This window comes from Cobetia sp. ICG0124 (genome assembly GCF_004006355.1).
Taxonomy (GTDB): domain Bacteria; phylum Pseudomonadota; class Gammaproteobacteria; order Pseudomonadales; family Halomonadaceae; genus Cobetia; species Cobetia marina.
Map to the genome: position 1 here is coordinate 2,469,459 of NZ_CP024893.1, position 12,118 is coordinate 2,481,576.

The 12,118-nt window shown below is 63.3% G+C and carries 12 protein-coding genes and 1 pseudogene; 1 reads left to right on the plus strand and 12 read right to left on the minus strand.

Annotated elements, in window-relative coordinates; all coding sequences use genetic code 11:
* Positions 1-4 precede the first annotated feature (4 nt).
* Positions 5-1,420, minus strand: a complete 1,416-nt coding sequence (locus tag CU110_RS11590) for an acetyl-CoA carboxylase biotin carboxylase subunit (RefSeq protein WP_084209157.1) — start codon at positions 1,418-1,420, stop codon at positions 5-7.
* A gap of 114 nt (positions 1,421-1,534) precedes the next feature.
* Here CU110_RS11590 and CU110_RS11595 point away from each other — a divergent pair, with 114 nt between their 5' ends.
* The gene (locus tag CU110_RS11595) at positions 1,535-2,524 is read left to right on the plus strand and encodes a LysR family transcriptional regulator (protein ID WP_077371939.1); all 990 of its coding nucleotides are present in this window, start codon (positions 1,535-1,537) and stop codon (positions 2,522-2,524) included.
* Positions 2,525-2,533: 9 nt separating this feature from the next.
* On the opposite strand, the gene lipA is transcribed toward CU110_RS11595, so the two are convergent.
* The 11 genes and pseudogenes from lipA to rsfS all read right to left on the minus strand — a co-directional run bounded on the left by lipA (position 2,534) and on the right by rsfS (position 12,113).
* Complete coding sequence (gene lipA, locus CU110_RS11600; protein ID WP_077371936.1) at positions 2,534-3,526, minus strand: lipoyl synthase; 993 nt, start codon at positions 3,524-3,526, stop codon at positions 2,534-2,536.
* A complete protein-coding gene (lipB, locus tag CU110_RS11605; protein ID WP_084209158.1) occupies positions 3,526-4,251 on the minus strand; it encodes a lipoyl(octanoyl) transferase LipB in 726 nt (241 codons plus the stop codon). Before lipB ends, lipA begins: the two co-directional genes overlap by 1 nt.
* Positions 4,252-4,308: 57 nt before the next feature.
* Complete coding sequence (locus CU110_RS11610; protein ID WP_077371930.1) at positions 4,309-4,596, minus strand: DUF493 domain-containing protein; 288 nt, start codon at positions 4,594-4,596, stop codon at positions 4,309-4,311.
* 124 nt (positions 4,597-4,720) lie between these two features.
* Entirely contained in the window at positions 4,721-5,923 is a 1,203-nt protein-coding gene (locus CU110_RS11615) for a D-alanyl-D-alanine carboxypeptidase family protein (RefSeq protein WP_084209159.1), read from the minus strand.
* Positions 5,924-5,987: 64 nt separating this feature from the next.
* Complete coding sequence (locus tag CU110_RS18035; protein ID WP_240665570.1) at positions 5,988-6,197, minus strand: SPOR domain-containing protein; 210 nt, start codon at positions 6,195-6,197, stop codon at positions 5,988-5,990.
* A gap of 266 nt (positions 6,198-6,463) precedes the next feature.
* Positions 6,464-6,988 (minus strand): annotated as a pseudogene (locus CU110_RS18040) (septal ring lytic transglycosylase RlpA family protein); the annotation flags it as partial.
* On the minus strand, positions 6,985-8,025 hold the full coding sequence (gene mltB, locus CU110_RS11625) for a lytic murein transglycosylase B (protein ID WP_077371920.1): 1,041 nt from the start codon (positions 8,023-8,025) through the stop codon (positions 6,985-6,987). The pseudogene CU110_RS18040 and the gene mltB, both read right to left, overlap by 4 nt.
* A gap of 73 nt (positions 8,026-8,098) precedes the next feature.
* Positions 8,099-9,247: a rod shape-determining protein RodA gene (gene rodA / locus CU110_RS11630; protein ID WP_077371918.1), complete on the minus strand. Its 1,149-nt coding sequence runs from the start codon at positions 9,245-9,247 to the stop codon at positions 8,099-8,101.
* Positions 9,237-11,189: a penicillin-binding protein 2 gene (gene mrdA / locus CU110_RS11635; RefSeq protein WP_084209161.1), complete on the minus strand. Its 1,953-nt coding sequence runs from the start codon at positions 11,187-11,189 to the stop codon at positions 9,237-9,239. The genes rodA and mrdA overlap by 11 nt, the downstream gene beginning before the upstream one ends.
* 42 nt (positions 11,190-11,231) lie before the next feature.
* Positions 11,232-11,699 (minus strand): 23S rRNA (pseudouridine(1915)-N(3))-methyltransferase RlmH, encoded by a 468-nt coding sequence (gene rlmH / locus CU110_RS11640; protein WP_077371912.1) that lies wholly within the window; start codon positions 11,697-11,699, stop codon positions 11,232-11,234.
* Between the two features lie 54 nt (positions 11,700-11,753).
* A complete protein-coding gene (gene rsfS, locus CU110_RS11645; protein WP_077371908.1) occupies positions 11,754-12,113 on the minus strand; it encodes a ribosome silencing factor in 360 nt (119 codons plus the stop codon).
* Between the last annotated feature and the right edge of the window lie 5 nt (positions 12,114-12,118).

Here is a 12,118-nt window from a genome sequence, read left to right on the forward strand (position 1 = left end):
GACGTCAGAGACCGGCGTGCGCCGCGATCGCCGCCGCGATCGCCAGTGCCGTCTGTTCCGGCAGGCGCTTGACCGAGTACTGGGTCAGCTCCGGATGCGCCGCCACGAAACCGGTATCGAAGCGCGCGTTGCGGAAGTCCGGATGCTTGAGGATTTCCTGATAGTAAGGCGCGGTGGTCTTGACCCCCTGCAGGCGCATGTCATTGAGGGCGCGTGACCCGCGATTGATGACCTCTTCCCATGTCAGCCCCCACACGATGAGCTTCAGGCACATGGAATCGAAATACGGCGGGATGGTGTAGCCGGTATAGATCGCGGTATCGGTTCGCACGCCAGGCCCGCCGGGGGCGTAGTAACGCGTGATGCGCCCGAAGCTGGGCAGGAAATCGTTCTTGGGGTCCTCGGCATTGATGCGGAACTGGATGGCATAGCCATGATGGCGGATGTCTTCTTGACGGAAGGCCAGCTTGTGGCCCCAGGCGATGCGGATCTGCTCGCGCACGATGTCCACGCCGGTGATCGTCTCGCTGATGGTGTGCTCCACCTGGACGCGGGTGTTCATCTCCATGAAGTAGATCTCGTTGCCCTTGACCAGGAACTCCACGGTACCGGCATTGCGATAGCCCACGGCCCGCGCGGCGCGCACCGCCATCTCCCCGACGTAGGAGCGCTGCTCCGGCGTCAGCTGAGGGCTGGGGGCAATCTCGATCAGCTTCTGGTTGCGGCGCTGGATGGAGCAGTCACGCTCGAACAGATGGATCACGTTGTCGTGACTGTCGGCCAGAATCTGGACCTCGATGTGATGCGGGTCGACCACGCAGCGCTCCAGGAAGACATCCGCACTGCCGAAGGCCTTGGTAGCCTCCGAGATCACGCGACCCCAGGCCTGCTTGAGCTGCTGGGCATCATCACAACGCCGGATACCCCGCCCCCCACCACCTGAGGTAGCCTTGAGCATCACCGGATACCCCACCTGCTCCGCCACGCTCAAGGCTTCCTCGACATCGGCCAGATTGCCCTTCGAGCCCGGCGTGACCGGCACGCCAGCCGCTTTCATGGCGGCGCGGGCTTCGGTCTTGTCTCCCATGCGCGCGATGACATCACTGGACGGGCCCACGAAGGCAATGCCCGCCGCTTCGCAGATTCTCGCGAACTCAGCATTCTCGGAAAGGAAACCATAGCCCGGATGAATGGCATCACAGCCTGTCTCGCGGGCCAGATCCACCAGGCGACGGGGGTCCAGGTAGCCGGCCAGCGGATCTTCGCCGATGAAATGCGCTTCATCGGCACGCTTGACGTGAAGCGAGAAACGATCGGCTTCGGTGTAGACCGCGACAGAGCGGATGTCCATCTCGGCACAGGCGCGTACAATGCGCACTGCGATTTCCCCTCGGTTGGCGATCAGCAACTTGCGGAACATGGTGACTCTCCCTGACGGAACGCGCAGGCTTTCCACGCTACCCAGCGAGAGACCAATAGAAAAGTTGATATTTTTTTGCCAATCTATAAGTAAAACCTTATGACTGGGTGTGTCATGTCGCGTCCAAATCTGCTAAACCGATTAACTTTCAGACAGTTACAGGTATTTCAGGCCGTCCATCGCCAGCAGTCCTACTCGCGTGCGGCTGAGCAACTCGGACTGACACAGCCCGCCGTCAGTGCCCAGATTCGCCAATTGGAGCAGGCGCTCGAGCAATCGCTGTTCAAATATGCCGGCAAGACGCTGCATATCCTGCCGGCGGCGGATGCGCTGGCAAGCTCGGTACAGTCGATCTTCGGGGAAGTCTCGAGCCTGCAGATGGAGCTGTCGGAAATCGCCGGCACCATCCGTGGCGAGCTGAATCTGGCGGCCGTGTCCACGGCCCAGTATGTGGTGCCGCACATTCTGGCGCGCTTTCGTGCCCGCTACCCGGAAGTCTCGGTGCGCCTGCGCGTCTGCAATCGCGGCCAGGCACTGGAACGCCTCGCCGAGCGACGCGATGACCTGGTGATCATGGGCATGGTGCCCGATGACGCCAACCTGGCCTTCATGCCGATCCTGGACAACGAGCTGATCCCCATCGTCTGGCCCGGCCACCCGCTGCTGGACGTCAAGGGCGTCACGCTGGAGGATCTCGCCCAGTACTACATGCTGATGCGCGAGCCTGGCTCCGGCACGCGTACCGCCTTCGAGGAATTCGCCGCCCGCGAGCGCGTCTCGCTGCGCCATACGCTGGAGCTGGGCTCCAACGAGGCAATCAAGCAGGGCGTGATGGCGCATCTGGGCGTGGCGATCCTGCCGCGGCTGGCCGTCCAGCTGGAGCTGGCCTCCGGCCTGCTGGCCTCGCCGTCCCTGCCGGGCTTCCCGCTCAGACGCTCCTGGTGCACGGTCTATCCCAAGGATCGCTACCCCACGCCGGTCACCGAGCTGTTCCTGCGTTTCGTGCGCGAGCTGCTGCCGGAGCTCAACGCACACTTCAGCGCGCCGATGGAGCCGATTCCCGGGCACAGCGTCGCCTGCCTGCCGCTGGCCACGGAGCAGTGACAGTCCGGCTTATTTCACTTCCACACCATGCGCCTGCTTGTCGGCGTGATAGGAAGAGCGCACCAGCGGACCGGAGGCGACATGCGAGAAGCCCATCTCGCGCGCCTTCTGACCGAGCCAGTCGAAGGTATCCGGGTGGACCCAACGATCGATCGGCAGGTGGCTGCGTGACGGCTGCATGTACTGCCCGAGGGTCAGCATGTCGACGCCGTGATTGCGCAGGTCCTGCATGACCTCGAGCACCTGCTCGTCAGTCTCGCCCACCCCCAGCATCAGACCGGACTTGGTCTTCACTTCCGGGCGGCGCTCCTTGTAGCCCTTGAGCAGATCCAGCGACCACTGATAGTCGGCACCCGGACGCACGCGGCGGTACAGGCTCGGCACGGTCTCCAGATTGTGGTTGAAGACATCCGGCGGTGTCTGCTCGAGCACGTCCAGCGCGACCTGCATGCGGCCACGGAAGTCCGGTACCAGCACTTCGATCTCGGTACCTTCACACTTCTCGCGGATCTCGCGGATGCACTCGGCAATGTGGTTGGAGCCACCGTCACGCAGGTCATCACGGTCAACGGAGGTCACGACGACGTAATTCAGGCGCATCTCGGCGATGGCTTCGGCCAGCTCGCGCGGCTCGTCGGCATTCAGCGCATTGGGACGACCGTGGGCCACGTCACAGAACGGGCAGCGACGGGTACAGATATCGCCCATGATCATGAAGGTCGCGGTGCCGCCGCTGAAGCACTCGCCCAGGTTCGGGCAGGAGGCTTCTTCACACACCGTGTGCAGGCCGTGCTTGCGCAGGGTCTGCTTGATGCGGCTCACCTCAGGGGAGGCAGGCATGCGCACGCGCAGCCAGTCCGGCTTCTTCGGCAAGGTCTCGGTGGGAATCACCTTGACCGGAATGCGAGCGACCTTCTCGGCGCCACGCAGCTTCACGCCACGCTCCTTGCGAGCAGGAGCAGCGGAGGGAGCGGGCTTCGGGGTAGCGGTGGTCTCGGTCATCAGTTCTGTCCTGCTGTTCGAGAAATGTCAGCCAGTGCCGCGGGCAGCCCGCTCACCGGAGTCAGGGTCACGTCCCCTAGGCTTGCGCCCAGACAACGCACCAGGCGGTCACGCTCAGCGGCAAGATCCACCGGCTCGCGCGTCAGGTCGCGTAGCTGGGTCATCGCCATGCCGGCATAGCCGCAGGGATTGATGCGCCCGAAAGGCGCAAGGTCCATGTCCAGATTGATCGCCACGCCATGGAAACTGCATCCACGTCGGATGCGCAACCCCAGCGAGGCAATCTTGGCCTCTTCCATCGAGCGGCGCGGATCATCCATGCGCTGCGCCGATTTCTTCACGTAGACCCCCGGGGCATCGGGGCGTGGATACGCCTCGATGCCGTGCTCGGCCAACGCCGCCACCACCGTCTCTTCCAGCGCAGTCACCAGCTGGCGAACACCGATGCCGCCACGCTTGACGTTGAGCAACGGGTAGAGCACCAGCTGGCCGGGGCCGTGATAGGTCACCTGGCCACCCCGGTCGGTCTGCACCACCGGGATATCACCCGGCATCAGCAGATGTTCCGGCTTGCCAGCCTGTCCCTGGGTAAAGACGGGGGCGTGCTCCACTACCCACAGCTCATCCGGGGCCTCCGGCGAGCGGGTATCGGTGAAGTCACGCATCGCCGACCACACTTCCTCATACGGCAGCACGCCGAGGTGGTGGACGTGAATCGTGTTCATGCATGCGCTCCTGTGCTCATGGCGCAAGCCAGTGAAGTCGCTCGTCTCACGCGAACGTCACAATACCATGTGGATGCGACCGGTGGCCTTGAGGTCACGGTGCAAGGCATCCAGCTGGTCGGTTCCGGTGGCTCGGATCACCACGCGGATGCTGCGATAGTTGCCATTCTTGCTGTCCTGCCAGGTGATGGCCGTGGCGTCGAAGCCGGGCGCATGCACTTCCAGGACATTGCAGACCACTTCGACGAGATCTTCGGCGGCATTGCCGACGATCTTGAGGGAGAAATCGCAGGGGAATTCGATCTTGGGGGGTGTCTTCTCACCCGCTTTTGGCGTGTTGGCCATGGGAAAGCCCTTCCAGTGATTCTATTTCCGACCATTCTACTCAACAAAGGGCGATCCGTCAGCCGGATCGCCCTTCGTGAAAGACGCATCCCCGGGTTTCAGGGGCGCGTGGCGGGCACCGTCCTCAGTTGAACAGGCCGTGGAAGAACAGCATCAGGGCGTCCCACAGACGCTTGAAGAGACCGCCCTGCTCGACTGATTCCAGGGCAACCAGCGGCTCTTCCGCCAGCACCTTGTCCTCGAGCTTGATCTGCAGGGTGCCGTACTGCTCGCCGACCTGCACCGGTGCCTTGATGGTGTCCTTCAGATCAAGACGGGCGGTCAGCTTGTCGGCCTGGCCACTCGGCAGGGTCAGATAGACTTCCTTGGCCATGCCAAGACGCACCTGATCCTTCTCGCCGCCCCAGACACGGGCCTGATTGAGCACGGCACCCTTGTCATAGAGCTTCTTGCTCTCGAAGTAGCGGAAGCCGTAGGTCAGGAGCTTCTGGGATTCCTGGGCACGCGCCTCTTCGGAGCTGGTGCCCATCACCACGCTGATCAGACGTGTGTCTTCCTTCTTGGCAGACGCCACCAGGCAGTAACCCGCTTCATCGGTATGACCGGTCTTCAGGCCGTCGACGTCCTTGTCACGCCACAGCAGCTTGTTGCGATTGGGCTGCTTGATGCCATTCCAGGTGAAGTACTTCTGGGAATAGATCTGATAGTGATCCGGATAGTCGCGGATGATGTGGCGCGCCAGAATCGCGAGATCATGTGCCGTGGAGTAGTGCTCCGCGTGCGGCAGACCGGTGGCGTTCATGTAATGGGTATTGTTCATGCCCAGACGCTTGGCGTGCTGGTTCATCAGGTCGGCGAAGGAGCCCTCGCTGCCGCCGATGTGCTCGGCAAGCGCGACGCTGGCGTCATTGCCTGACTGGATGATCACGCCGTGCAGCAGATCATCGACCGAGACACTGGTGCCCTCGCGGATGAACATGCGCGAGCCGCCGGTCTTCCAGGCGTTGACGCTGATACGCACGTTCTCGTCCGGCGTCAGCTTGCCGTCATCGATTTCATTCTCGACCAGATAGGCCGTCATCATCTTGGTCAGACTTGCCGGCGGCAGACGCTTGTCGGCATTGTGCTCGACCAGGATGCGACCGGAATTGGCATCCATCAGAATCCAGGAGGACGCGGCCAGTTGCGGCGCCGCCGGAATCAGGGTGTCGGCCTCGATGGCCCGGGCCGGCGTGGAGGTGACGCTGGTCAGCAGCGCGATACCGCTGGCCGCCATCAGCCCGGCAAGACGGCGCCGCAATGGAAGAAGTCTGGCTTTCAGGGACATGTTGAAATCTCTTTGACACTCATGCGTTAGCCGGGGCACAAGCCCCGGCCATGTTGCACCACCGCTAGCGCGGTGCCTGTACGCTGAAGGCGCCGGAGAAGCCGGCATCGGCGATCGCGGACTTGAGCGACTCGATACGCACGCTTTCTTCAAGCGGGCCCACCTGCACCTTGTAAAGATTGCCACTGCCCAGCACTCGGACCGGGCGATCAAGCGCCGCGCTGACGCGCTTGCTGATGCGGTCTGCCGTTTGCAGGTCACTGACCGCCGCCACCTGCAGGAAGCTGGCATCAGCGCCGCAGAGGCTACCACGGGCTTGGCGGCAACGCTCGTGCTGGACGTCTTCGCCGCCACGGAATCGCCGGTTGCGCCCATTTCCTCAAGCCCTGCGATGCCCTGCTCGCGACGCACCGCCTGACTGCGGGCCAGCAGACGCTCGGACTCGACCGTGCCCTGGGTCGGGCTCGGCCCCGGCCGCCAGGTGCTGGCGTCCAGCGTCTCGACGCGCACATGACCGGTACCATGGCCAAGCATGTCGAGACGCCACGCCGCACTGTAGGACAGGTCAATCAGGCGATCATCATGGAAGGGCCCACGATCGTTGACCTTGACGATGACCTGCTTGCCGTTGTCCAGATTGGTGATTCGCGCGTAGGTCGGCAGCGGCAGCGACTTGTGGGCCGCCGTCATGGTGTACATGTCATAGATCTCGCCGCTGGCGGTGGCGTAGCCATGGAACTTCTTGCCATACCAGGAGGCGGTACCTTCCGCCACGTAGCCGCGCGGGTCATCCATCACATGATAGGTCTTGCCCCACACCTCATACTCGCTGCGGTTGCCGCTGCGCGTATAGGGCTCGGGCTTCGGCACGGCATCCGGCACCGCGGAGACGTCCGGCGCGTCGTCGGGATAGGCATCCGAATCCATCTCGTAACGCCCATTCTTGCCCGCCTTCTTGCCCGTGCTCGGCGAAGCACCGTCGCTGACCGTGGTGCCACCACTGCTGGCACAACCGGCCAGCAGGGCAAGCGCCAACGTCAACGGCAGCGCGCGTGACCAGCTCATCCGGCACCCCCATCCTCGAGACGGCGCTTGATCGCCTGGGACAGCTCATTCACGGCCATCGCATACAGATGGCTGTGGTTGTAGCGAGTGATGACGTAGAAGTTGTCATAGCCCACGGCGTAGCGATACCCCTGCTTGAGGTCCAGCGCCAGCGGGATGATCTGGGTATTGCCTGCCACGCCACCCGCGACCTCGACCCCTGCCGCCTCAAGTGCCGAGACGCTCATGTAGGGTTTCTTGGTCTTGTTGAAGGTGACGGAAGACGGCGGAGTACCGGGGCCATCGGCTGCGCTGACGACCGGTGCACCGGCCTTCCAGCCGTGACGGGCGAAATAGTTGCCGACACTGCCGATGGCATCGACGGGGTTGTGCCACAGGTCCCGCACGCCATCGCCATCGAAATCGACGGCATAGGCCTGATAGCTGGTAGGGATGAACTGTGGGTAGCCCATCGCACCGGCATAGGATCCCTTGATGGAGAGCGGGTCGATGCCCTGCTCCAACGTCAGCTGCAGGAAGGCGGACAGCTCACCACGGAAGAACTTGCCACGACGCGGATGATCGAAGGCCAGCGTGGAGAGTGAGTCGATCACGCGGTGGGTGCCGGTGTGCTTGCCGAAGAAGGTCTCGACGCCAATGATGGCGGCGATGACTTCCGGCGGCACGCCATATTCGGCCTGGGCGCGATCGAAGGTCTCGCGATGCTCGGCGATGAACTTCACGCCGGCCTCGATGCGAGATTCCTTCATGAAGATGGCGCGGTACTGGTCCCAGCGCAGGTGCCCTTCCGCCGGGCGCGACATGGCATCCAGCACTTTCTGGCTGTAATCGGCCTGATTCATCAGCTCGGTCACGCGAGCGCGATCCAGCCCCTTGGCCACCAGCTCATCCACCAGCTTGGCCGTCTCCGGGTGAGTTGCGGGAGCAAAGCCATCCGGCGCCGCCATGGCCGCCCCTGACATGCCCAGCAACGGCGCGATCATCAGGGCTGCGCCCCAGTGCTTCAGACGCCGCCCACGTGCGTTAATCACCGTCATCGACTCTCTCCTTGCCTGTCTGCGGGCGTCGGCCCGCGAATGTCCTTGCCATCCGGTAGCTGCAAAGGCCGCGTCAACGCGACAGCAGGCGCCGGTGGGTATGAATGCTCATGAGAATACCGAAGCCCGCCAGCAAGGTCACGCTGGAGGTCCCACCATAACTGACCAGCGGCAGCGGAACGCCCACCACCGGGAGAATGCCTGACACCATGCCGATGTTGACGAACACATAGACGAAGAAGGTCAGGATGATGGCTCCCCCTGTCAGGCGCGCGAAGCTGTCCTGACCATGGTTGGCCATCACCAGCCCGCGCAGCACGATCAACACGTAGAGGGCGAGGAAGAAACTCATGCCCAGCAGCCCGAGTTCCTCCCCGATCACCGCGACGATGAAGTCGGTATGCCGCTCAGGCAGAAATTCCAGCTGCGATTGGGTCCCCAGGGTATAGCCCTTGCCCAGCAAGCCTCCGGAGCCGATGGCGGTCTTGGACTGGATGATGTTCCAGCCGGCTCCCAGCGGGTCGGACTCCGGATTCAGGAAGGTCAGCACACGCCGGCGTTGATAGTCATGCATCACCATCCACAGAAGCGGCAGCGCCGAGGCGATCAACGCCCCGAAGAAGGCGATCAGTTTCCAGGAGAGTCCCGCCAGCAGGATGACGAAGACCCCGGCCGCCGCGACCAGCAGCGAGGTTCCCAGATCCGGCTGCCGGGCGATCAGCAGCACCGGCGTGACGATGATCACCCCACAGATGACCAGATCGCGCCAGCGTGGCGGCAGCGGCCGCTGCCCCAGCCAGCAGGCGACCATCATCGGCATCGCCAGCTTCATGAGCTCCGACGGCTGGAAGCGCACGACGCCGGGAATCACCAGCCAGCGCTGGGCCCCCATGCCGACATCCCCCAGTACCTCCACCGCCACCAGCATCAGGAAACCGCCGCCGTAGGCGACAGGTGCCCAGCGGTACAGCGTGCTCGGAGAGAGCTGCGCCAGGCCGATCATGACCCCCAGCGCCAACGCCTGACGTGACGCCTGGCGCAGCGTGAAATCGATATCCTGACCGCTGGCGCTGTAGAGCACGATCAGACCGCACCCCAGCACGATCAGCAGCAACAGCAGCAGCCAGGGGTCCAGATGGATCCGCTCCCACAGACTGGTGCGACGCCGGCGATTGAGCTCGCCTCCCACGCTGCGCATCGAGCGCTGATAATCAGTCGGCATCATTGACTCCTGCAGGGGTTTCGCTCTGCTCGGCCTGCGCCGCCGTCTCTTCCAGGGCCGCCGCCAGCGTCAGGGCGGCATCACGGGCGACAGGATCAATGCGCGGCAACAACCAGTAATCCGTGATGGCACGTGCCATGGGGCCGGCCACCGAGCTTCCGCCCTGACCGTTCTCCACCACCACGGACACGGCGATCTCGGGATTCTCGACCGGCGCGAACGCCGCAAACAGGGCATGGTCGCGCAGACGTTCCGCCAGCTCGTGACCGTTGTACTTCTGGTCCTGCCCCAGGGTGAAGACCTGCGCCGTACCGGACTTGCCGGCCATGCGATACTTGAGCCCGGGACCGACGTACTTGCGCGCCGTGCCCTCGCGGCCATTGACCACGTCCTCAAGCGCGCCGATGACCTCGTCCCACCAGGCCGGATTCTCAACCACCACGTCAGGCTTCTCTTCGCTGCGCGGCAACAGCACCGTCTCATCGCCGATGCGCTTGGCCAGATGAGGCGTCACATGCCGGCCACGATTGGCCAGCACCGCCTCGGCGGAGGCGAGCTGCAGGGGCGTCGTCAACCAGTAGCCCTGGCCGATCCCGATGGAGATGGTCTCGCCGGGATACCAGGGCTTGTCGTAGCGATTGCGCTTCCATTCCTTGGACGGCATCAACCCCGGCAAGGCACCCTGCACGTCCAGCGCGGTCTGCTCACCGAACCCGAACTTGTGCATGTACTCGCTGATGCGATCGATGCCCAGTCGATAGGCGACATTGTAGAAGTAGGTGTCATTGGAGACGGCGATACCGCGCCGCATGTTGACCCGTCCATGCCCCCAGCGCAGCCAGTTGCGATACTTGTGGCTGTCATTGGGCAGCTGGAAATACCCCGGGTCGAAGAAGGTGGTCTGCGGCGTGATGACACCATTGTCCAGCCCCGCCAGCGACATGAAGGGCTTGACCGTCGAGGCAGGCGGATACTGTCCCCGTATCGCCCGATTGAACAGCGGCAGGTCGATGTCGGACTGCAACGCACGGTAACTCTTGACGCTGATGCCGGTGACGAACTCGTTGGAATCAAAGCCCGGCACCGAGGCCATGGCGAGGATCTCGCCGCTCTCCGGCTCGATGGCCACGATCGCCCCACGGCGCCCCTTGAGCAGTCGATAGGCCAGATCCTGCAGGCCACGGTCGATGGTCAGCGTCAAGTCCTTGCCGGGCTGCGGGTCGATACGCGACAGCTCACGCAGCACGCGGCCGCGCGCATTGGTTTCCACCTTGCGCAGCCCGGCCTGACCATGCAGCGCCTCTTCATAGAAGCGCTCGATCCCGGTCTTGCCGATGAAGTGCGTTCCCGAATAGTTGCCCTTGTCGAGGGTCTTGAGCTCCGCCTGATTGATGCGCCCGACATAGCCCAGCGTATGCGAGAGCGGCTTGGCATCCGGGTAGTAACGCAGCAGCTGGGCCTCGACCTCGACACCTGGCAGGCGATAGCGATTGACCGCCAGACGCGCGATCTGCTCTTGGCTCAGCTCACTCATCAACAGGGCTGGCTGATAGGGGCGCTGTCGCTGACGCGAGCGTTCCTTGAAGTCTTCGATTTCATCAGGGGGGAGATCGAGAATCTCGACCAGACGCTCAAGCGTCGTCTCCAGATCACCGGCGCGTTCGCGCACGATGGTCAGGTTGTAATTGGGACGATTCTCGGCAAGCAGGCGACCGTTGCGGTCATAGATCAGGCCGCGCGTCGGCGGCAGGGGTTCGACACGCACACGGTTCTTGTCCGAGCGCGTGGTATAGATATCGTGTTCCACGACCTGAAGAAAGACCAGCCGTGCCAGCAGGCAACCGGCCAGCACCAGCACCAGGCCGGCGGCCACGATACTGCGAAGGCGAAAGATCCGCACTTCCTGTTGGGGATTCTTGATCGTCGCCCGGCGTTGGCGCATGGCGGGTCTCGCAACTCGTGTCTTGTCGCAAGCGGCAGGCGCTTAACGGTGATAAGGATGCCCGACCAGCAGTGTCCAGGCGCGGTAGAGCTGCTCCGCCAATACGATGCGCACCAGCGGGTGCGGCAGGGTCAGCGCGGAGAGCGACCAGCGCTGATCCGCGCGGGCCAGCAGGCGTGGATCGAGCCCGTCAGGACCGCCGATCAGGATGGCCACATCGCGACCGCCCAGGCGCCAGTCATCGGCGTGCTGAGCCAGCTGCTCCGTGCTCCACGACTTCCCTAGGACATCAAGGGCGACAACATGTTCATTTCCCTTGAGTTTTTCGAGCATCCGATCACCTTCACTGGCCATGGCACGGGCAATGTCCGCGTTCTTGCCACGGTTTCCGGGCGCCAGTTCGATGAATTCGAGGGAAAAGTCTCTTGGCATGCGCTTGAGATATTCCCGGCTACCCTTCTCCACCCAGTCAGGCATCTTCTGCCCGACCGCCAGTACTCGGATCTTCATGTCCTGTCCCGTGTCGTCAGTGGCCAACGGGCATGCCCGCTGACCCTCGCGGAATCAGCTGCGCTGTTCGAACTCTTCGCTCGTCTCGCGGGGCAGATCGCTCCACAGGCGCTCGAGGTCATACAGGGCACGGGTTTCGGCCAGCATGACGTGGACGACGACATCGCCCAGATCCAGCAACACCCAGTCGGAACCGTTGTCGCCTTCGCAACCCAGCGGCTTGACGCCGGCTTCTTTCACCGTGACCTGCACATTGTTGGCCAGAGCGGCGATATGACGGCTGGAAGTCCCCGTCGCGATCACCATGACATCGGTGACGCTGGTCAGCTTGGAGACATCGATCTCGCTGATTTCCTGGGCCTTGAGGTCGTCAAGGGCGTCGATCACCAGGTTTTTAAGAGCTTCGGTCTGCATGATTC

What these genes read in the sequence shown, in the direction of transcription:
- CU110_RS11590 (WP_084209157.1), bottom strand. Translation starts at nt 1,420, where the DNA reads ATGTTCCGCAAGTTGCTGATCGCCAACCGAGGGGAAATCGCAGTGCGC.
- CU110_RS11595 (WP_077371939.1), top strand. Translation starts at nt 1,535, where the DNA reads ATGTCGCGTCCAAATCTGCTAAACCGATTAACTTTCAGACAGTTACAG.
- lipA (WP_077371936.1), bottom strand. Translation starts at nt 3,526, where the DNA reads ATGACCGAGACCACCGCTACCCCGAAGCCCGCTCCCTCCGCTGCTCCT.
- lipB (WP_084209158.1), bottom strand. Translation starts at nt 4,251, where the DNA reads ATGAACACGATTCACGTCCACCACCTCGGCGTGCTGCCGTATGAGGAA.
- CU110_RS11610 (WP_077371930.1), bottom strand. Translation starts at nt 4,596, where the DNA reads ATGGCCAACACGCCAAAAGCGGGTGAGAAGACACCCCCCAAGATCGAA.
- CU110_RS11615 (WP_084209159.1), bottom strand. Translation starts at nt 5,923, where the DNA reads ATGTCCCTGAAAGCCAGACTTCTTCCATTGCGGCGCCGTCTTGCCGGG.
- mltB (WP_077371920.1), bottom strand. Translation starts at nt 8,025, where the DNA reads ATGACGGTGATTAACGCACGTGGGCGGCGTCTGAAGCACTGGGGCGCA.
- rodA (WP_077371918.1), bottom strand. Translation starts at nt 9,247, where the DNA reads ATGCCGACTGATTATCAGCGCTCGATGCGCAGCGTGGGAGGCGAGCTC.
- mrdA (WP_084209161.1), bottom strand. Translation starts at nt 11,189, where the DNA reads ATGCGCCAACGCCGGGCGACGATCAAGAATCCCCAACAGGAAGTGCGG.
- rlmH (WP_077371912.1), bottom strand. Translation starts at nt 11,699, where the DNA reads ATGAAGATCCGAGTACTGGCGGTCGGGCAGAAGATGCCTGACTGGGTG.
- rsfS (WP_077371908.1), bottom strand. Translation starts at nt 12,113, where the DNA reads ATGCAGACCGAAGCTCTTAAAAACCTGGTGATCGACGCCCTTGACGAC.